Raw genomic sequence first — 21,105 nt, 5'->3', positions numbered from 1 at the left:
ATATATTACTTAATTGTTTAACAAGGGAGCCAACAGTTGGGACCAACTTCTTTCCAAGGTTAGGTACTCTTCTTCGCATAACAGCTTACGCTCCTCAGAGAATCCTGCTTGGTCTACTAGGTTTTGGTATTTCATGGACGCGCTTCCATAGACATGACACAGACTAGTAAAGTACCGTTGTGCATCAAGACTATGTTCATCCCAAAAATCTTGGTCACTAAATTCTGTAACATCTTGGCTTTCTAGATCAAATAAATCTGCTGCGCTGAGCACGATTTCTTGACCCTCTTGAAAAAAGTTAATTAGCAGAAAATTAGCTAAACTGTCGACGACATCTTCTTCTTTACCCACTATTGGTAACTCGTATTGATAAACTAATGCATGCCCGAATTCATGTAGTAAGGTATGTAATATTGCATCTGATACTGCTTGTTCTACGGTAATTCCAGTTTCTAGATAATCAGCTTCTTCAAAGCGGTGACTAATCTGAGTTACAAATTCGAAGGGGATTAATATCTGCTCTGATTGAGGGTCAAATAGTGGTCCATCATCTGCACCGACTACAACTTCAAGGGACTGACTAAGTTCAAACCTTTGATTTAGTAGCATCACCAAATCGCTAATACTTTGGCGATACAATGGTAATAGCCCTTGAGATTGCTCATCACTATTCGTTTCTAAGACCCTTAATGATACTTGCGCTGATGCTAAGGAAACGGATGACAATAGAATAAATAGATAGCAACTGAGTTTTACGATAGGCATAGCGATCCTTACTAAAGCTTGGCTTACGACGGCGAGATCTATTCTCGTCTCAGGGGAATCCTACCTTACCTATTCAGCACTGAAACTGACTTAGGATTGGCGAACTCTCAACAATAGATAATCCATAACCATTTTTTCATCTATCATTCCGAGATACATACCTTTGGTGTCACAAACCACCCATGGCAAAGCTAGAGAGCTTTCCATCATACTGGAAATATTGCTGACAAAACCTTTCGCATCAATTTGGCTAAAGCTGCGTTTCACTATCCCCTGAATATGACGATTTAAGTTCTCTAAATCCTTTTTGGTTTCACCCACGCCACCCGTTGTAGGCGATAAGACATATCCAAATGCCTCGCGCTCAATCAATCCAACACACTTCCCTTCGGCCAAAACAGGAATACTAGAGACTGAGCAATGGTCAAAAATATCGAGCACCTGTTTGAAGGTACCATCTAAAGAAATAGTCGGATGGCGTTTATTGCAAAACACCCCTAGCTTCTGGGCTGACTGCGTCACATGTAGTGAACTAAGTTTATCGATATTTTTGTAGTAGTTCTTAGATTTCTTAATATCTGAAATAGGCAATGGCTTACTGAAATAGAAACCCTGTAAATAGGTGACCCCCAATTCATAGAGCAACTGAGTCTCTTCTAATGTTTCTACGCCCTCTGCGATAACTTCAATACCCAGTTTTTTGGCTAGCATGACTATGGTTTCAACAATGAAATAGGCTTTGGTTGCTTTCTTTAGATTACGAACAAAACTTTGGTCAATCTTAAGTAAGTCAAAACGACTCTGATACAAATATGAAAAAGAGGAATACCCAGTACCAAAGTCATCAATTGCGATTGATACACCTTGTTTCCGAATCGCTTCAAGCTGTTGTTGTTGTTGGCTATTGCCTTCAAAATAGGCGCTCTCAGTTATCTCAAGGGTGATGTTCTGTTGTGCGACCTTTGAGTCTAGAACCAAGGTTAAGGCTTTGGGTAAACTAGCGCTTGCAACATCGTTGTATAACGAGCGATTTAATGTAAGTCCAATACTGTTGTCAGACAAAAGCTTATGGATTGTACTTAAGTCATTCAAAGCTTTTAAACAAATAGTATCGTCTAGCTCTGTTATTCGTCCCTGCTGCTCTGCTACAGCTATTAACTCATCAAGACGATAGCCAAACTCTGAAGCATTTTGGAAACGGCAAAGCGCTTCAAATTTTACGATTCTCCAGGTTTGGGTTGACACGATTGCTTGATACCAAGGCTCTATCGCTTTGCGATCCAGACTATCGTTTAAGTAGTCAGGGATCCCTTCTTTACGACTCAATTCAAGATGAATATTATCATCATAAAACGAAATGTTTGAGCCATCTGTAGCGTGGCTTTCGACCATGGCTAGAATTGAATGCTCTACAAGATCTGTTGCATTGTTCGCATCACGTCCGAAGACAGAAATACCGATATTCCCTTGGCTAATTGCTACCGACAGAGAACGGTTATTGAGACTCCTTAAGTGGGTAATTAGCTGTTTAATCCTAGACAGTATTGTATCTAAGTCTGAATTACAGCGAAACGCAACGACATACTGTTGATTACCACAATAGGCACTATGATAATCGTTAATGAGTGAATGGAAGGCTTGGCTTAGTTCAGTAGATATTGCTTTGTCGCCCTTAGTTAGGGGCGCAAATGCGACTGAAATGACCGTTCGTTTCTCTTGTTTACTACGAATAAGACCTGCGATGTTATCAATCAACTTACTTTTTACTGGTAGGTATGTTTCTAAGTCAATTCCGCCAATGTTTCGACCGGTCAGGCGATGCGTTGAGCCTTTGATATTGCGCGATATTGCAATATAAAAAGGCTGCGAAGTTTCACTGTCCACGACCTTGTGGATCTCAGAGTCAAGTGGTGATATATCGCCATTTTTGTGTTTGGTTAGAATTTTACCGTGCCAAAAACCATGAGTATCAAGACTAGACCAAAGTTGGGTATAAAATTCTTTATCGTGTTTTCGAGCATTAAATATTCGAGTTTTACTACCGAGTAACTCATGGGCATCATAACCAAAGCTCTGATTGGCATGGTGATTGGAATAAATAATATTAGTATATTGATCGGCAACAATTACGCTAAAGTTGCCCATCGAAAAATAGTTGAACAATAGACGGTCGATAGACGATTGAGAGGGTATAAGGCTAACTAACTGCAGGGTACCTTGAATACTATAGTCAAATTCGGGTGATAGCCATAAGGTAAGTTCAAGTAGGCGACTCCCCCCTTTTTTGGAATGTACAACTGTATGGGTCTGCTCCATTCCTTTATTAGCAATAACACCTGCAACCAACAATGCCACGCGTTTTGCTTCTTGTGTCGAAAACAACTTAATAAAATCATCTAATAAGATATGACCTTGGTGCTGTTCGCCTACGATCTCTAGATAATTGTCGTCGACTTCTATTTTCCGCGTTCTTCGATCGAGCGACCACATACAGATCGCATCAGATACAGCTTGGCTTGTATCTTGATTGTTAATATTCGTCACCTTTCAATTTGATGTTTTATAGAGCTATGTCAAATATATACCAAACGGGATAATGTGTTGCACTAATTCATAGATTTTTATCCATAACTATTGAGCACTCAAAAATATTGGTCTGGACGCTGGCGTTCCTTTATCAATCGACGGCTACATACTTAACTTAATTAAGTCTAACCTCATAATTAATAACTACTTAGCTACATAAGCCCAAAACTAAGCTTGCTGAAACCAAAAAGCCGAAATTAGAGTTCAATCTAACTTCAGCTTTTTTAATTAATTCTAGTAATACCAGAAACTGGTATTGGAATTCAATTTAAAACTTGGTAACCCCGTATACTTGGTTTTCTTGTTCTTGCACCCGTATAAAGGTAGTGCGCTTGGTTAGTTCTTTAAGTTCTGATGCACCAACGTAGGTGCAAGCTGAACGAACTCCGCCCAAAATGTCTTGAATTGTCGTTTGAATACTACCTTTATAAGGTAGTAAGACCGTTTTCCCTTCAGACGCGCGGTATTCAGCAACTCCACCGGCATGCTTATCCATCGCTGTTGTAGAGCTCATCCCGTAGAATCGAGCAAATTTTTCACCGTCGATTTCAACGATATCACCACCATTCTCATCATGGGCTGCTAGCATTCCGCCTAACATTACGAAGTCTGCGCCACCGCCAAATGCTTTGGCAACATCGCCAGCACTAGTACAACCGCCATCACCTACAATTTGTCCGCCAAGACCATGGGCTGCATCTGCGCACTCGATAATTGCTGAAAGTTGTGGGTAACCAACGCCTGTTTTTACGCGAGTGGTACAAACACTACCCGGACCAATACCAACTTTAACCACATCAGCGCCAGATAGAATGAGTTCTTCGACCATTTCGCCAGTGACTACATTACCTGCCACGATGACTTTGTTCGGAAAGGTATCTCGTGCTTTTCTAACAAAATCTACAAAGGCTTCTGAATAGCCGTTGGCGACATCAATACAAATAAATTTCAGCTCTGGACTCAAGGCCAATATTGCTTGAGTTTTGGCAAAATCCTCAGCCGAGGTACCACTGCTGACCAAAATATACTGCTGTTGCTCAATAGGCAGTTCTTTGAGAAATGCAGCCCACTGCTCGATTGAGTAGTGCTTATGTACAGCCGTCATCATTTTATGCGCGGCGAACGCTTTCGCTAGGCCAAAGGTACCTACAGTATCCATATTGGCGGCCATTACTGGCACTCCACTCCATTGGCAGTCGCTATGCTTGAAGCTAAACTGCCGCTCAACTGCTACTTGCGAACGACTACGCAATGTTGAACGTTTAGGGCGTATTAATACATCTTTGAAGCCCAACTTAATATCAGTTTCTACACGCATAAATCCTCATTTCTCTCTGAAAAACACAAAACCGAAGAATAATAACAGCAAAAATTACACATCACCAGAATTAATAGCTAAGGTTCAAATCAACGATTATTCTGAGGCCTGCTTTCTGATCGTTCCGCATACTAAGGCACCGATTCGTAACCTTCGCTTGTATTTGACGTAAACTACAAATGGTATTTCAGATATCATGATAATAGGGCTACATGTAGTCATGCAGTAAACATATTGAAGGCTGTGTACATATTAAACACAGATCCGCGAATAATTACTTTGCACACGGGGGGTAGCAAGAGCGACATGGATTTAAACAATTTACCGGTATTTGTTGCAATATACACAACGGGGTCAACCCAAAAGGCGGCTCGATTCTTAAATCGCTCACAATCCTATGTGTCTAAGTCTTTGGCAAGACTGCGTGAAGAGCTGCAAGATCCGCTGTTTGTGCGCACTGCTGCAGGTATGGAGCCAACAAGTTATAGTCACGACATAGCACCTAAATTGCGCAAAGCCTTGATGAATCTAAATCAAACCTTGCTGCCCCACGATTTCTCGCCTAAAGAACTAGAAAAAATTTCGATTCACATTAGTCAGCCGATCTTACATCGTTTTGCGAAACCACTTATTCTTGCTATTAAACAACAAACTGACGCCGTCATTGAACTACGGCAGTGGCAGACAAAGTCCGAGCAAGAATTACTCGACGGTGTTGTCGATATAGGTTTTCATGCCATTACTGATCGCCCACAGACTCTATATCAACGCAGCTTAGGGCAAGTCTATGGTGTTATGGCCGGTAATGCTAAAGCAGCCTTAATGAAAACTGAGGTGATAGGCTTTAATGAACATCACGCTATTTATTCTCAATTTGAGCCTGACGTCCAAGCTGCTCTCATTATTGATGATATGACCCTGCGAGACCAACTGTTAGAACATTATCGTTGCTATCTAGTTAGTACTAAACAAGTTCCAACTAACGACTATGAAATGAAAATACACCTAGGGTATGTGGTGCGAAGCAGTCGAAGAGCGGAAGCGAAAATACAATGGCTAATTGAATTGTGTTCCACAGTTTTCAACCAGCACTTTGAAAACGATAATCAAGCTAACCGCTAGCTCACTTTAAACTTATTCCATTTGGAATAATCATTATTCCAAAATGATTTAGTCATACAATTATACTAGTGCCCATTAAGTATATAGCTCGCAACTTCCTTAGGTTTAGGAAGAACGGTTTAATTTGATGAATGCATCGCCAGTGGATAGGCAAGACCATTCCACTGGAGTATTAATGAAATCTATTTTTATAGGCTTAACCAAACTTGTTGTTTTGCTAACAATACTTGTTGCTGCAAGCCTTTTATTTAGTCAACTTGCCACTATTCATGGTTCGCACATTCCAGAAGATTATTTTAGTACGGGCTATCCAAGTATTCTTAAGTTACTAGATTCAGAAGCCTTTATGGGCTTTATTTTCGTCGTAACTGTCGCCGTGATTGTCTACGTTATCTACTTATTCTGGCAGTTACACGAGGTGGCTGTGCACCGCGCCCATCGCCTTAATAGTGCCCATACTCAAATAGTCTTTGCCTTATCCCTATGCGGTTTATTTATCGATAAAACCTGGTGGGTTCTAGCCATTATTATCGCGTTTACTCGCTGGGATATCATTGGACAACAAATTAGTAATGTCATTAGAGCGGGGAAATATCCAAGCACTGATATCACCGAGGAGCATAAGTCATGAAAGAGATCATGCTCCCCTACATCCTCATTATTTGGGTCTTAGTAAAATTAGGCATCATCACTTGGAATATGCGCAATGCCGTTATCAGCGTTGGCTTAGGTTGCTTTATTGCCTTTACCCTTTTTGCCAGTCACCGGTTTTGGTCACCTGCTGATTTAACTGATAGCGCCACGATTAAAGCACCACATGCAGTATTGAGCCCTTTAATTGGTCAGGAGATAGACCAAGTATTTGTCGATCATAACCAAAGCGTAAGCAAAGGAGATCCCATCTATAGTTTGGTTGATATCGATAGTAGCGAGAAAGTAAGCGCGCTTAAATCTCAAATTGTTGCAGCTCAACACGAAATCAAAGCACTGGAATTGGTGGTTCAAAATGATCAACGTAATCTACAACGTCTAACCACTTTGAATGATTACGCAAGTCAGTCTAGTCGCGATGACCTTGCAGCGACCATTGCGTCAAACTTAGCAAAAATTGTCGCAGCGAATGCCAACATCGAAGCAAAACGTTCAGAAATTACCGCAGCCAACTGGCAACAGGGCCGTCGCGAAATCAGAGCTCCCTTTGATGGTCAACTTTCAATCGTTAATATTGTCGATGGTACCCGCGTAGGTAACATGCACCTTTATGACAGTCATAATAAATTTTTGGAGATGCGGATCCCCGATCAAGCGTATAGCAACATTGAAGAGGGTCAGTTTGCTGAGTTTTTTGTGGAAGCATATCCTGGAGAGATTTTCCGCGGTCGGGTACATAGCCTGAGAACCGGAACCGGTGAGGCAATGCTAAATGCTCGAAATGGCGATCAACACGTGCGTGGGCATGTTGCCCAGAACCAAGGCAGTCATGGGCGTACTGTGATTATTGAATTTGATCAGCCAGAGGGTTATGACATACCGATTGGGAGTACTGGGTCGGCATGGATCTCGGCGAATAAACCACATTCCATTTTGGGATTTATGGATATTATCGGTGCAGCTACGGTCCGTCTTAAAGCGATGAAAGCTTACCTGTTAGCACTATAACTTCCCTAAGCCTTAAGTATTAGCACTAAAAAGGCCGCTGCGAGGGCAGCGGCCTTTTGCTATAAATTTTAAGCCTCAAACAACTTAGTCTTTATTAAAGCCTAACATACGATTAAGCGGCACCAATGCCTTCTCACGGACTTTCGCATCAACAAACACTTCTCTACCCGTTTTATCAAGCAAAGCTTGCTCAATCGCTACTAAGCCATTCATAGCCATCCAAGGACAATGCGCGCAAGAGCGACAAGTTGCACCGTTACCACCGGTTGGGGCTTCAATCATCTCTTTACCCGGACAAGCTTGTTGCATCTTGTAAAAAATACCGCGGTCAGTGGCAACAATCAGTTTCTGTTGGGGTAAATCTCGAGCAGCAGCAATCAATTGGCTGGTTGAGCCTACTGCGTCAGCAAGTTCGATCACGTTAGCTGGGCTCTCAGGGTGCACTAATACTGCTGCATCAGGATGTTGCAGCTTTAATTCACGCAAGGCCTTGGCTTTAAATTCGTCGTGAACAATACAAGCACCTTGCCAAAGTACCATATCAGCACCCGTTTGCTTGGCGACGTATGCACCCAAGTGCTTATCTGGTGCCCACAAAATCTTATGACCTTCGCTATCCAGATAGTCAACTACGTCTACAGCAATACTAGATGTAACAACCCAGTCAGCACGAGCTTTAACCGCTGCGGACGTGTTTGCGTAAACAACCACCGTATGCTCAGGATGGGAATCGCAAAAAGCCGAGAAGTCGTCCGGAGGACAGCCTAAGTCTAGAGAACAGGTAGCCTCTAAGGTTGGCATTATCACGGTTTTCTCTGGCGTAAGTATTTTAGCGGTTTCCCCCATAAAGCGTACACCAGCAACAATCAGCGTGCTGGCTGGATGATTGTTACCAAAACGGGCCATTTCCAAGGAATCAGCGACGCAACCGCCAGTCGCTTCAGCTAATGCCTGGATTTCGGGGTCACAATAATAATGGGCAACAAGTACAGCGTCTTTAACTTTTAAAAGTTGCTTGATACTTTGTATATACGCACTACGCTGCGAATCGTCTAAGGGAGCGGGTTTAGCAGGAAACGGATAAATCGTTTCGTCAAAATAAATAGGTGCTTGCATGGATAATCATCAACCTAAACAACATAAGCGAGAGTATACACGCACCGCTTGCTGAATCCAAAGCAAGTAGTGCAAATGCTCTAGAGCAAAACTATACAATAACTGTCGGGATACAAACTAAAGGATTGATAAGAAAGAGGTATTAATCAAAGAAGGCTTGCAATGGTGGGTCGTGAAGGATTTGAACCTTCGACCAATTGATTAAAAGTCAACTGCTCTACCAACTGAGCTAACGACCCTTTGCAAGATAAATAGTGGTGGGTTGTGAAGGATTTGAACCTTCGACCAATTGATTAAAAGTCAACTGCTCTACCAACTGAGCTAACAACCCATCTATTTACTAATCTATTACTGTTACCGTGTACCTAGTATTGGTGGGTCGTGAAGGATTTGAACCTTCGACCAATTGATTAAAAGTCAACTGCTCTACCAACTGAGCTAACGACCCGTACTAAGTGGTGGGTTGTGAAGGATTTGAACCTTCGACCAATTGATTAAAAGTCAACTGCTCTACCAACTGAGCTAACAACCCACGGTTGTCTTGGAAAGTGGTGGGTCGTGAAGGATTTGAACCTTCGACCAATTGATTAAAAGTCAACTGCTCTACCAACTGAGCTAACGACCCACTTTCAAAGACGGCTACCAAAGTCTTGCGACTGCGCTTGGCAACGGCGGCCTATAATACGGATTTACCCGCGTTGTGCAAGACCAATTTCCATTTTTTTACAAGCTCTTGCACTGTTTGCCTAGTGTTTAGCCAAACGCTCTAAAAGCAAACAATATTAAGCATAACAATTGGTTTACAGTTGATCTAAACGTTGTTTCGCTAACTTCGCTGCAGAACTATTAGGGGAATCTTTCAATACCGTCTGATACAACTGTTTAGCCACATCATTTTTCCCTTGGTGCTGTGCGATGATCCCAAGTTTTAATTGGGATTCAGCAACTTTAGCTGTGCCTGGGTATTTGCTAACTACGGTTTCAAATTGTTTAGCCGCTTGTTCGCGATCCCCTTGAGTATAATGCAGTTGCCCTAGCCAATAGTGTGCGTTAGGGGCGTAACTCGATTTCGGATAGCTGGTTAAAAAGCTTTCAAACGCCGGTATTGCCGCGTCATAGTCTTTTGACTTCATCACCAAAGCAACTGCAGCATCATAGGATTGGTCTTCCCCTGCAGCTTGTGCAACAGCAGGTTTAGCTGCTGGCTTTGAGTCTAGTTGTGAAAAACGGCGGTCAATCTCTTGATAGAGCTCACGTTGTCGATTTACAATCTGCTCTATTTCATTGCCTTGCAATTCGTTTTTACCAACCACGTCATACACAGTATTAGTAAGGTCGTCGACTTGCGCTTGTAACTCAATGAGCACTTGGTTGCGCGCTTCCAACATGCGTTCGAGGCGCTCTACCCGTTGTTCAACACTCAAATTAGAATTGGAACGCAGGGTTGATGTACTGCTGACATTGGCATCCGTCACTGGAGCTGCGGCCATAGCATTACCGATAGCCGCTGCAAATAAGCCAACACAAACCAATCGAGATACTTTAAAGCTATCTGCTTTGACATTGAAATATGTCATTTCTGCCTTCCTTAATTCTATTCGCTATTAGTAAACTAGAACCGCGCGACGATTTTGTTGCATACCAGACTCTGAATGAGAAAAGTCGACCGGCTTTTCTTCACCATAGCTTACGGTTGAGATTTGCGAACCAATAACACCTAGGCTTTGCAAATATTTTGCGACTGCTTTAGCGCGATGCTCACCTAAGGCGATGTTGTAGTCCGGTGTTCCACGTTCATCTGTATGTCCTTCAATGAGTACAGATACAGATGGATTGTTTCGCAAATACTCAGCGTGAGCTTCTAGAATCTGAGCAAATTCACCTTGAATATTTGATTGATCATAAGAGAAATAAATAACCTGATTGTCACGAAGTGCTTCAGCCTTTTGACGTTCAATCTCTTCAGGTGTCAAGATAGGCTCTAATGACCCAGTTTCAACGCCACTGCCGCCTTGCTCATAACCTGCGGTATCTTCACCACCAACGATCACGTCGCTATCTTCACCGGTTGTCTGATTGTTACTACAAGCTGCAAGAACCAATAGCGAAGCCGCTACCAATGAGCCTTTTGCGTTAATTTTGCTAATCATTACTTATCCTTTCCCTTTAATTTAAAAATGGTGACCAAGCTGGAGCGCGGACGCTACCTTCACGGGCAGGTAACGTTGCTTTAAAACGCCCATCTACAGACACTAAAGCTAATACTTGACGGCCTTTATCGACCGTACTATACATAATCATACTTCCGTTGGGCGCGACGCTTGGTGACTCATCGAGGCCCGTTTTGGTTAGGATTTGAACAAACCCACTATCTAAATCTTGTCGCGCAATGCGATATTCGCCGTTAACTCGGCTAACCATAATTAGCGCTTTGCCATCCGGTGTAAGGGACGCACCAAGGTTCATTTCACCATCCCAAGTTATACGCTTAGTTTTACCACTAGCAATATCAACTTGATAAATCTGTGGACGACCACCGCGCTCTGATGAAAATAGCAATGAACGGCTGTCTGGACTCCATGAAGGCTCTGTATCAATGCGTCGATTGCTCGTGATACGGGTAAGCTTTTTCGTCGCAATCTCCATGGTATAGATTTCAGGCTGTCCATCTTTGGATAAAACCATTGCCATATGCTTTCCATCAGGAGACCAAGAAGGCGCAGAATTAATTCCAGGGAAACTAGTAAGTTTAGTACGTTTACCGGTATAGATTTCTTGTAAGAATATTTCGTGGCGTTTATTTTCAATACTCACGTAGGCAAGTTGCTTACCGTCGGGTGACCAACTTGGAGACATGATAGGCTCATCTGAACTGAGTAAAACCCGTTCGTTAAACCCGTCATAATCGGCAACGCGCAGTTGAAATGGCCTAGCATCTCCACGTTTAACAACCACATAAGCAATTCGCGTCAAGAATGCGCCGCGATCGCCTGTTAGCGCCTTATAAACGCGATCTGAGATCAAATGCGAATATTGGCGCAATTGTACTTTACGTACGTTTGATTGTAGGTTGAGTAGCAGGTAGTCATCTTCAACAAGCCCAGCTGTCTGTGCATCGGCAGCGCGCGCTTTGGCCATTTGACCACGCAACACATCCACTAACTCATAACTAACTTGGTACTCATCGTCAGGCAATGCTTCTACTTTACCAACTAATACCGCTTCAACCCCGAGCGCCGTCCATGCCGCATAGTCAACCTCTGCAGAGGTCGAAGGTGTCTGTGGCATTTCACTAACCGACACTGGATTAAATTTACCGCTACTGCGTAAATCGTTGGTGATGACTTTGCTTATATCTTCTGGCAAAGCATTGAAGCCTTCGTAGGCAAAAGGAACTACTGCTATCGGTCTAGCACTATCGATTCCTTCGGTAATTACAATTTCCAAATTCGCCTGTGTGCTTGCATGAAGCAACACCATCGAACCTAATAGCACACGTATCCATTTGTTCATTGCTTTATTCCGGTTGTAATATCAAGGTGATATTTTTCAATTGTTGATAAACTGCAGGGTCTGAAGATACTGGTAATTCACGGGCAGATTCAATAGCTCTGCGGGCTGAATCACAAACAGACTTTTCCCCTTCCCCTTTTCCAATATTAGTCACAAAGCCGTTGCTGGCAAGGCTTATACTTATTCTGCACTGCTTACCATACATGCTGTTATCGATACGCCAGTTTTGTTGTATCGTTGACATGATCATTGCTTTATATTTCTCAACTTCACCCAATGTTCTATTTTGAGAGCGCTGGTTAGCTTCATTGGCCATCTCTTCTTGCATTAAGCGTTCAAACTCGGCCTCTTGGGCTTCACGTTGCTGTTTCTCCAGGCGCTGTTGTTCTTCTTTTGCTGCTTTTTCTTTCGCTTTACGAGCGTTTTCCACTTCAACTTTGCGCTGTTCTTCAGCAACGCGTGCTGCTTCTTCGGCTTTACGTTGCTGTTCTTGAGCAAGCTTTTGTGCTTCTTCAGCTTCGATACGTTCTTTTTCTGCTTGTTGACGTTCTTGCTCCGCTTGCTGGCGTTGTTGTTCTTGCTCTATGCGTTCGCGTTCAGCCTTATCTGCGGCTTCTTTGGCTTTTTTAGCTTGTTCTTCCGCTTGCTTTTGTTCTTCGATTTTCTTCAAGCGCAGTACTTCTGCCGCAGCCGCAGCCGCTTCGGCTTCTTGGCGTTGAACTTCTTGTAGTTTACGCTCTGCTTCTGCTTGCTTGGCTAACTCTTGCTCTTGTTCTCGCTTAGCTTGAGCTACCTTTGCTTGCTCATCAGCTCTTATCTTCTCAAGTTCTAATTGCTTAAGCTGTTTTTCTTCATCAAGACGCTGACGCCTCGCTTCGTCCGCTTGCACCTGGCTGGCTTTCTCTTCGGCTTTCAAGCGTTCTTTTTTAGCTTGTTGCTCGGCTTTTATTTTATTGACCTGCGTTTCGACATCACGAATATCGAGTGCTTTGGCTTGAATTATTGGCGCCACTGGATCCGACTGGATCTTCACCTGTTCAAATTCGACAGTCGCAATCAAGCCCACTAACAAGGCTAAATGCAACGCGATTGAAAACGCTAGGCCGAGGCTAAAATTTGACTTCAAGTTCAAGCTATCCTTTTTCTAATAAACTACTGCGGCTGCGTCATCAAACCAACTGATGGCACACCCGCTTGTTGCAGAAGTACCATTAACTGAACAATTTGTTCATAACGGACATCTTTATCACCGCGGACAACGACCGGCGCTTCAGGATTCACCCGTATATGAGCAGCAACAATGGCTTGTAAATCGCTTACGCCTAATGCGGTCTTAGAACTGTCGCTTCCATCGCCAGTATCAATATAATAATTGCCTTCTAGATCTACCGTAGCAACTAAGGGAACTTGGCTATCTTCAGGCAATGCTTCAGCACTAGCTTTGGGTAAATCAACGGCAACACCTTGCGTAATCAAAGGCGCAGTCACCATAAAAATAATGAGCAGCACCAACATCACATCGATGTAAGGTACGACGTTAATCTCGGCAACTAAGCGTCGCTTTGTAGGCTGGTAGTATTTCAAATTCAGCTCCTACTCTTGGCCTTGGCTTTGGCCTGACTGCGTTTGACGGTTCAAAATGGTCGAAAACTCTTCCATAAAATTGCCGTAACTTTGTTCAAGCTTTATAACTTGAGTAGAAAATCGGTTAAATGCGATCACAGCAGGAATAGCGGCAAACAACCCGATAGCGGTTGCAATAAGTGCTTCTGCAATCCCTGGGGCAACCATGGTTAAGGTGGCTTGTTGTACCTCGCCTAATGCTATAAACGAATTCATAATCCCCCATACGGTTCCAAACAAACCTATATAAGGAGAAATTGAACCAATAGTAGCTAGATTTGGCAGTTGACTCTCTAAGGATTCGATTTCTCTCGACAAAGTCACCCGCATGCTTCTATAACTACCATCCATCACCGCTTCAGGGCTGCGATTACCACTTTTAAGCATGCGCATATATTCTTTAAAGCCAGAATGGAATATTTTTTCTAGCCCTTGTAAGTGCTCTGCGCGTGCGTTGCTCTCTTGGTAGAGCTTAGTTAGGTCAATACCCGACCAAAATCGTTGCTCAAAGCTATCAGCTGCTTTTTGCGCAGAACCTAAGATCCGACGTCGAGAAAAAATCACTGCCCAAGAGAAAATGGACATCCCCATCAATAGCATCATGACCGCTTTTACGATCGGGCTAGCTTGTAAAAATAGCCCTAGGAAGGACATATCAGCATGCACGTTTAAATTCCTCAATAATAACGGACGGGATTGCGACCGGTTTTAGCCGCACTAAGTCAACGCTAGCAATTTTTATCACCGCGCTGACCAAAACTTTTTGGTTTTCATCGAGAGCCTCTTGAGTAAATTCAAGACTGGCTCGCTTTAAACTTGAAATATGGGTATTAATTGAGATTTGTTGGTTAAATCTAGCAGGTGAGCGAAAGTCGAGTTCCGCCTTTTTCACAACAAATGCAATATTCTGCTCAAGCAGAACATCTTGCTCAAAGCCAAGTTCTCGGAGCAGCTCACTACGAGCTCGCTCAAAAAACTTTAAATAATTAGCATGGTACACAACGCCACCAGCGTCTGTGTCTTCGTAATAAACCCGCACAAGCATTTGATGCATCTAATTAAGTAAATCCCATGCTCAACATTAAAAACAATTGCACATCACTATACACAGGCGTCATAAGATCGTTAAGTCTAGAATCAGATTAAAATGTGAATTTACAGACTTTTACCTAAGCAGCTGCCGTAAACGTGAACAAAACGTATTTTATTTTGCCATTTTAGCTTTGTCTACTCGCGATCAAGTCCTAAATGTTCATAGGTGCGGTCGCTTGCAATACGTCCTCTAGGCGTGCGTTGTAAAAAACCTTGCTGAATAAGAAATGGCTCTATTACATCTTCAATCGTCTCACGATCTTCACCAATTGCAGCGGCTAAATTGTCTAAGCCAACTGGCCCCCCATTAAACAAACCAACAATTGCTTCCAAAAGTTTTCTGTCCATATAGTCAAAACCAGCACTATCAACTTTAAGTAAGTCGAGGGCACCTTTGGCTATCGATTGATCAACACTTCCCTGGTGTTTTACTTCGGCAAAATCACGTACTCTTCGTAGCAAGCGATTGGCTATTCGAGGAGTGCCGCGCGAACGTTTGGCGACTTCAAAAGCGCCAGCTTCGTCCATTTCTACATTAAGATAGCTCGCACTTCTGGCGACAATACTAGAGAGGTCTTTAGTACTATAGAATTCGAGCCGTTGAACGATGCCAAACCGGTCGCGAAGCGGTGAAGTTAACATCCCCGCTCGCGTTGTAGCCCCAATGAGGGTAAACGCGGGTAGATCCAATTTTATTGAACGTGCTGCGGGTCCCTCGCCAATCATAATATCTAGTTGGTAGTCTTCCATTGCGGGGTATAAAATTTCTTCAACAACCGCACTTAAACGATGGATTTCATCGATAAATAGCACATCGCCTTCTTCGAGATTGGTTAAAAGCGCCGCTAAGTCGCCTGCTTTTTCTAAGACCGGACCCGAGGTGGTCTTTATATTGACCTCAAGTTCATTGGCAATAATATAAGCCAACGTCGTTTTACCCAGCCCCGGAGGTCCAAAGATAAGTAGATGGTCTAAGGCATCATTGCGCCTGCGAGCTGCTTCGATAAAGATCTCAAGTTGCTCACAGACCTCGGGCTGACCAGTATACTCTGCTAGCCGTTTTGGACGAATAGCACGATCAACAACTTCATCTTCAACACGGTTTTGAGCGCTTATTAAGCGATCCGCTTCAATCATCTACGTTTCTCTTTACTAAAAGACTTATTGACGGGTTTATCATAGCATTGCTTTAAGCGATTCGCGGATCAATTGCTCGCTTGTCATTCCATCTCTTTGCACTTGTTTCAATACCCGTTGAGCCATTGCAGCTTTATACCCAAGTGCTTCTAAGGCTGCTAAAGCTTCATCTTCAGGCTTAGCCAGTGCACCGCCCATTTCGCCATTAGCTTGCATAAGCTTTAGGTTGCTGGCTTGGTCACCACTAACTTGCCAATCCTTCAACTTATCTTTCATTTCAACCAGTAATCGTTCTGCTGTCTTTTTACCGACCCCTGGGATCTTGGTTAAAGAGGTGAGTGAATCTTGTTGTACCGCTAACACAAACTCACTGCTATTTAGACCGGATAAAATTGCCAATGCTACTTTGGGTCCAATTCCATTGACTTTAATCAGTTCACGAAACAATTTTCTAGAAGATTGATCGGTGAACCCATAAAGTAACTGCGCGTCTTCACGGACCACAAAGTGGGTTAATACACTAACCGCCTCTCCAGCTTGAGGAAGTTCATAGAAACAACTCATTGGCATTTGAATTTCGTAACCTATTCCGGCCACGTCAATAACTATAAAAGGAGGATTTTTCTCATCTAAGAGACCACGGATTTTAGAAATCACACTTAGCTTCCAATCGGTAAAAAAGTTAGCATAAACAAGTACTGGATAAATATCCAGCCTTTGTGTTCTGTTCACGCTTTGTAATTTTTAAAGGCCTATAAAAAAAGGGCTTACCAATCAAGATAAACCCTTTAAAATTAATCGCTTAAAAATTACATTGGCAACTCTGTTTTTATGTCGAACATCGAACAACGTTCAATTTTAATTCCGACTTTTAACTTGTCGCCATTGGCAACTTTAAGTTGGCCATCCACTCGAATCCTAAAGCTTTGTCCACCCCACTTGGTCCATATTTGAGTATCTGAACCCATAGGTTCAAATAACTCGACCTCGAGCTCAGTTTGGTATGGTAGTTTTTCAGCTCCCTCACCCACAATAACGTGCTCAGGTCGAATACCTAAACAAACATCCCCGCTTCTGGCGTCAGTCGTATACGGGTAGACGTCTGTAGGGACCTTGATATCTGCAAAGCAGAATTGGCCATCTTCAAGCTTGCCGTCAATAAAGTTCATCGAGGGTGAACCGATAAAGTCAGCAACATATTTATTGGCGGGATGATTATAAATTTCATCCGGCGTCCCCAACTGTTGAATTAGACCACCACGCATAATTGCGATACGGTCCGCTAGCGTCATTGCCTCGACCTGATCATGGGTTACGTAAATCATTGTATTACCCAATTGGTTGTGTAGACGCTTAATTTCTACACGTAGATCTGCTCTTAGTTTTGCGTCAAGGTTCGACAATGGCTCATCAAACAAAAACACATCTACATCGCGAACTAAGGCACGGCCAATGGCTACTCGTTGACGTTGGCCACCGGAAAGCGCACCAGGTTTGCGTTTAAGCAAATCTTTCATTTGCAAAATATCTGCGGCTCGCTCAATACGTTTAGCTATTTCGTCTTTCGGCACTTTTGCATTTTTAAGGCCAAAGGATAGATTACCTTCAACACTCATTTGCGGATACAAAGCGTAGGATTGAAATACCATACCGATGCCGCGTTCTGAAGGTTCCAACCAAGTTACGTTGCGATCATTAATAAAGATTTGACCACCCGATATGTCTAACAAGCCAGCAATACAGTTCAGCAGGGTCGATTTACCGCAACCACTAGCGCCGAGCAAAACCAAGAACTCCCCTTCTGGGATATCAAGGTTTAGCTGTTTTAAAACTTTGACTGACTCAAAATTTAAATCAAGATTACGAATACTTACAGAGCTCATTGATTATCCCTTCACAGCTCCCGCAGCAATGCCACGGACAAATAGTTTTCCAGATACTAAGTAGATCACTAAGGGAAGTAGTCCCGTTAGTAGCGTTGCGGCCATATTGACGTTGTATTCTTTAACGCCTTGTACCGAGTTCACAATGTTGTTCAATTGCACCGTCATGGGATACAAACTTGGCTCAGTAAAGATGACTCCAAATAAGAAATCATTCCAGATCCCTGTCACTTGCAAGATGATGGCTACCACAAAAATAGGTAAGGCCATAGGCAACATTATTTTAAAGTAAATCCCCCAAAATCCAGCGCCGTCTACCCTAGCAGCCTTAAATAGTTCTTCGGGCACACTGCTGAAATAGTTTCTAAACAACAAAGTCAATATTGGCATCCCGAATACGGAATGCACCAACACCAGTCCCCACAAGGAGCCATAAAGCCCAAGCTCCCTTAATATGATAACAATGGGATACAGCATGACTTGATAGGGAATAAACGCACCTATCACCAATATCGTGAAGAACACCTCTGATCCCTTAAACTTCCAGTTTGATAAGGCATACCCATTAACCGATGCGATTAAAATGGATAAAAATACCGAAGGAATCAAAATTTGAATTGAATTGCCAAAACCACGGCTTAAGCCATCACAATTGATACCTGTACAGGCTTCAGACCAAGCTTTAACCCAAGGTTGAAAGGTAATCTCTACCGGTGGTGCAAACACATTACCGATACGAATTTCAGGCATACCTTTCATTGAGGTAACAACCATTACGTATAATGGTAGAAGGTAATAAAGAGCCATCACAATCAAGACGCCGTACAACATGATCTTGTTGCGAGAAAAACGTCGACGAGGTTTCGCCCCCGATGGGCCTGTTACTTCTATTGACTTATCCACGTTTTTTCCCCTTAAACTCGAGATATGCCCAAGGCACCAAAATGATTGCCACTGTGACCAGCATCATTGTTGACGCTGCAAAGCCTTGCGCCAAGTTTTGAGCGGCGAACATCTTGTCATATACATATTTTGCAGGAACCTCGGTCGCAATACCTGGGCCACCTGAAGTTTGGGCTACAACCAAGTCATAAACTTTAACAATGCCCGAAGCAATCAATACTAAGGCTGTCACAAACACACCACGCATCATCGGAATAATGACCACAATATAGGTCTTCCAAGTCGGGATACCGTCGACTCGAGTAGCTTTCCAGATGTCTTCGTCGATACCACGCAGGCCAGCTAACATGATAACCATAATTAAACCCGAGCCCTGCCAAATTCCGGCGATCAAGATACCGTAAATAGCTAGTTGAGGATCATATAAGGGGTCAAAGACAAAGTTTTCGAATCCCATTGCTCGGACAATTTTTTGAACACCGAACTCTGGGTTGAGGATCCATTGCCAGACCAAGCCAGTTACAATGAAACTCAAGGCAAATGGATATAAGAAAATACTACGAAACACACCCTCAAATCGGATTTTTCGATCTAATAGAGTCGCTAGGGTGAATCCAATAAGCAGGCTTAGAATTAACGAACAAATACCGTAAATAGCGAGATTTTCTATCGAAACCAACCAGCGTCTGGTGCTCCAAAGGCGCTCATATTGGTCTAAACCAACAAAGTCCATTTTTGGTAATAAACGTGAGTTAGTAAAAGAGTGGACGATAGTCCAGATTGAACAACCAACGAAAATACCAAGCGCGGTAATGATCATCGGTAGTGCTGCAATCTTTGCATTAATATTTTTTAACCAGGGTCTGCGTGCCGACTCTGATTCAGGGGAGTTCTTCGAACGGTCCATGTTTGCTCCAACGCAATACCAGCTACAACTTTGCTGTCACAACAACAACTTAACAACTAAGACAAAGCGGGCCGAAGCCCGCTAATTTAGCTTTTAGTCGGCTGAGCCGATAATTGCTGCGTAACGTTTTTGCGCATCTTCTGCGCTGTAGCTTGTGTCACTCCAAAACTCAACCATCAAATCTTCAAGTTGTCCTTGGGTGTCAGCAGAAAGCAACATGTCGCCACTTGGCAATACGTTTCCGTCAGCCAAAATTTTCAGACCTTTCTTCATACAATCGTTAGCAGTATCAAGTTCGATATCGCCACGTACAGGAAGTGAACCTTTCTTAAGGTTGAAGGCAACTTGCACAGCCTGAGACATCATCAACGATGCTAACTCTTTTTGTGCTTTCGTGACTTCAGGATCATCTTGTTTAGGGAAGTAGAACGCGTCACCACCGGTTGAGATAACTTCGTTAGCACCTAAACCAGGTAGACAGGTATAGTCTTCACCAGCAACTTGGCCAGCAACTTGGAATTCCCCCTGTGCCCAGTCACCCATGATTTGACCACCAGCTTGACCTGTAATCACCATGTTGGTTGCTTGGTTCCAGTCTTGAACTTTACTGTTAGCTGCCATCGCACGGGCATTTACAGCTGCATCAAATACTTTTTTGTACTCAGGACCCGCTGCAACAGCCGCATCTTTATCAATGTTTACAGCTTTCCAAGCATCAATACCAGCGATAGCAATCGACATTACACCGAAAGCACCACTGCGTTGCCAAGCTTGTTGGCCCATTGCCAATGGAATTTTTCCAGCTTTTTCAAGTGCAGGCGCCGCTGCAACAAATTCTTCCCAGTTGCTTGGAACGGCTACTCCAGCATCTTCATAAGCTTGATGAGATAACCAAATCCACTCCCAAGAGTGAATGTTTACCGGCACGCAATAAATTTTGCCATCAAGGGTACAAGAATCTAACAATGAACTTGGGTTTACAACGTCTTTCCAGCCGTCAGCCATTGCAACATCGGTAATATCAAGAAGTAAACCTTCTTCGATTAGCTCCTCAGCTTGACGACCATGGTTAAGCTGCGTAGCTCCCATCGGTTTGCCGCCTAAGATTCGGCTAATAATGATTGGGCGAGCAGTACCACCAGAACCGGCAATTGCGCCGTCGACCCACTTGTGACTTGTGTTCTCATCAAATGCTTTTGCGAATTCAGCGACAGCTGCAGCTTCTCCACCTGAAGTCCACCAATGGGTAACTTCTAAGTCGACTGCGTTAGCAAGCCCTGATGTCATTAAAGCAGCAGTAAGCATGCTGATTGAGAATGATTTATCCATAATCTTCATTTCACTTTTCTCCTGAACGGACCGTATAAAATTAGCGAACTTTGGCAACTACAACGTTATAGTTCTATTAATTGATACCACTTCGTTGTAGATTGATCTAGAAATTAATGTTACTTAATTGTAAACCTAGACATAGATCACAG

General features: G+C 43.1%; 20 protein-coding genes and 5 tRNA genes. 3 read left to right on the top strand and 22 right to left on the bottom strand.

All coding sequences use genetic code 11. From position 1 onward, the window contains the following. Positions 1-9 precede the first annotated feature (9 nt). The 3 genes from DBZ36_RS04340 to DBZ36_RS04330 all read right to left on the bottom strand — a co-directional run bounded on the left by DBZ36_RS04340 (position 10) and on the right by DBZ36_RS04330 (position 4,669). Positions 10-765: a DUF4344 domain-containing metallopeptidase gene (locus tag DBZ36_RS04340; RefSeq protein WP_120353703.1), complete on the bottom strand. Its 756-nt coding sequence runs from the start codon at positions 763-765 to the stop codon at positions 10-12. Positions 766-855: 90 nt separating this feature from the next. After that, positions 856-3,309, bottom strand: coding sequence for an EAL domain-containing protein (locus DBZ36_RS04335; RefSeq protein WP_120353702.1), 2,454 nt, complete (start codon positions 3,307-3,309; stop codon positions 856-858). 310 nt (positions 3,310-3,619) lie between these two features. Then, entirely contained in the window at positions 3,620-4,669 is a 1,050-nt protein-coding gene (locus tag DBZ36_RS04330; RefSeq protein WP_120353701.1) for a GMP reductase, read from the bottom strand. 306 nt (positions 4,670-4,975) lie between these two features. Between DBZ36_RS04330 and DBZ36_RS04325 the strand changes: the two genes are divergently transcribed. The 3 genes from DBZ36_RS04325 (at position 4,976) to DBZ36_RS04315 (ending at position 7,450) form a co-directional block, all read left to right on the top strand. Further along, positions 4,976-5,791, top strand: coding sequence for a LysR family transcriptional regulator (locus DBZ36_RS04325; RefSeq protein WP_120353700.1), 816 nt, complete (start codon positions 4,976-4,978; stop codon positions 5,789-5,791). A 175-nt stretch (positions 5,792-5,966) separates the two neighbouring features. After that, complete coding sequence (locus DBZ36_RS04320) at positions 5,967-6,422, top strand: magnesium transporter (RefSeq protein ID WP_199711767.1); 456 nt, start codon at positions 5,967-5,969, stop codon at positions 6,420-6,422. Continuing rightward, a complete protein-coding gene (locus DBZ36_RS04315) occupies positions 6,419-7,450 on the top strand; it encodes an HlyD family secretion protein (protein ID WP_120353698.1) in 1,032 nt (343 codons plus the stop codon). The genes DBZ36_RS04320 and DBZ36_RS04315 overlap by 4 nt, the downstream gene beginning before the upstream one ends. Positions 7,451-7,534: 84 nt before the next feature. Here DBZ36_RS04315 and nadA read toward each other — a convergent pair whose 3' ends face one another. The 19 genes from nadA to DBZ36_RS04220 form a co-directional block, all read right to left on the bottom strand. Next, on the bottom strand, positions 7,535-8,566 hold the full coding sequence (gene nadA, locus DBZ36_RS04310) for a quinolinate synthase NadA (protein WP_120353697.1): 1,032 nt from the start codon (positions 8,564-8,566) through the stop codon (positions 7,535-7,537). 163 nt (positions 8,567-8,729) lie between these two features. Beyond that, positions 8,730-8,805, bottom strand: a tRNA-Lys gene (locus tag DBZ36_RS04305). Positions 8,806-8,821: 16 nt separating this feature from the next. Further along, a tRNA-Lys gene (locus DBZ36_RS04300) sits at positions 8,822-8,897 on the bottom strand. 41 nt (positions 8,898-8,938) lie between these two features. Further along, positions 8,939-9,014: transfer RNA gene (locus DBZ36_RS04295), tRNA-Lys, on the bottom strand. A gap of 8 nt (positions 9,015-9,022) precedes the next feature. Next, positions 9,023-9,098: transfer RNA gene (locus tag DBZ36_RS04290), tRNA-Lys, on the bottom strand. A gap of 17 nt (positions 9,099-9,115) precedes the next feature. After that, positions 9,116-9,191 (bottom strand) — tRNA-Lys (locus DBZ36_RS04285). A 175-nt stretch (positions 9,192-9,366) separates the two neighbouring features. Beyond that, on the bottom strand, positions 9,367-10,143 hold the full coding sequence (gene ybgF / locus DBZ36_RS04280; RefSeq protein ID WP_120353696.1) for a tol-pal system protein YbgF: 777 nt from the start codon (positions 10,141-10,143) through the stop codon (positions 9,367-9,369). A 27-nt stretch (positions 10,144-10,170) separates the two neighbouring features. Then, on the bottom strand, positions 10,171-10,716 hold the full coding sequence (pal, locus tag DBZ36_RS04275) for a peptidoglycan-associated lipoprotein Pal (protein ID WP_120353695.1): 546 nt from the start codon (positions 10,714-10,716) through the stop codon (positions 10,171-10,173). 16 nt (positions 10,717-10,732) lie between these two features. Then, on the bottom strand, positions 10,733-12,079 hold the full coding sequence (gene tolB / locus DBZ36_RS04270) for a Tol-Pal system beta propeller repeat protein TolB (protein ID WP_120353694.1): 1,347 nt from the start codon (positions 12,077-12,079) through the stop codon (positions 10,733-10,735). Positions 12,080-12,083: 4 nt separating this feature from the next. Then, a complete protein-coding gene (gene tolA / locus DBZ36_RS04265; RefSeq protein WP_158589027.1) occupies positions 12,084-13,205 on the bottom strand; it encodes a cell envelope integrity protein TolA in 1,122 nt (373 codons plus the stop codon). A 26-nt stretch (positions 13,206-13,231) separates the two neighbouring features. Next, the gene (gene tolR / locus DBZ36_RS04260; protein ID WP_120353692.1) at positions 13,232-13,663 is read right to left on the bottom strand and encodes a protein TolR; all 432 of its coding nucleotides are present in this window, start codon (positions 13,661-13,663) and stop codon (positions 13,232-13,234) included. 9 nt (positions 13,664-13,672) lie between these two features. Further along, positions 13,673-14,368, bottom strand: coding sequence for a protein TolQ (gene tolQ / locus DBZ36_RS04255; protein ID WP_120353691.1), 696 nt, complete (start codon positions 14,366-14,368; stop codon positions 13,673-13,675). After that, positions 14,358-14,756 (bottom strand): tol-pal system-associated acyl-CoA thioesterase, encoded by a 399-nt coding sequence (ybgC, locus tag DBZ36_RS04250; RefSeq protein ID WP_120353690.1) that lies wholly within the window; start codon positions 14,754-14,756, stop codon positions 14,358-14,360. Before ybgC ends, tolQ begins: the two co-directional genes overlap by 11 nt. A 173-nt stretch (positions 14,757-14,929) precedes the next feature. After that, the gene (gene ruvB, locus DBZ36_RS04245; protein ID WP_120353689.1) at positions 14,930-15,931 is read right to left on the bottom strand and encodes a Holliday junction branch migration DNA helicase RuvB; all 1,002 of its coding nucleotides are present in this window, start codon (positions 15,929-15,931) and stop codon (positions 14,930-14,932) included. Positions 15,932-15,970: 39 nt separating this feature from the next. Next, positions 15,971-16,588, bottom strand: coding sequence for a Holliday junction branch migration protein RuvA (gene ruvA, locus DBZ36_RS04240; RefSeq protein ID WP_120353688.1), 618 nt, complete (start codon positions 16,586-16,588; stop codon positions 15,971-15,973). 152 nt (positions 16,589-16,740) lie between these two features. Continuing rightward, positions 16,741-17,814, bottom strand: coding sequence for an ABC transporter ATP-binding protein (locus DBZ36_RS04235; RefSeq protein ID WP_120353687.1), 1,074 nt, complete (start codon positions 17,812-17,814; stop codon positions 16,741-16,743). 3 nt (positions 17,815-17,817) lie between these two features. Continuing rightward, positions 17,818-18,717 (bottom strand): carbohydrate ABC transporter permease, encoded by a 900-nt coding sequence (locus DBZ36_RS04230; RefSeq protein ID WP_233558091.1) that lies wholly within the window; start codon positions 18,715-18,717, stop codon positions 17,818-17,820. Further along, entirely contained in the window at positions 18,710-19,624 is a 915-nt protein-coding gene (locus tag DBZ36_RS04225; RefSeq protein WP_120353686.1) for a carbohydrate ABC transporter permease, read from the bottom strand. Before DBZ36_RS04225 ends, DBZ36_RS04230 begins: the two co-directional genes overlap by 8 nt. Positions 19,625-19,717: 93 nt before the next feature. Then, a complete protein-coding gene (locus tag DBZ36_RS04220; RefSeq protein WP_120353685.1) occupies positions 19,718-20,962 on the bottom strand; it encodes an ABC transporter substrate-binding protein in 1,245 nt (414 codons plus the stop codon). Positions 20,963-21,105 lie beyond the last annotated feature (143 nt).

The organism is Alginatibacterium sediminis (assembly GCF_003610775.1).
GTDB classification, from domain to species: Bacteria; Pseudomonadota; Gammaproteobacteria; order Enterobacterales; family Celerinatantimonadaceae; genus Alginatibacterium; species Alginatibacterium sediminis.
The sequence above is the reverse complement of the archived record's forward strand: the minus strand, read 5'-3'. Positions and strand labels throughout refer to the sequence as shown.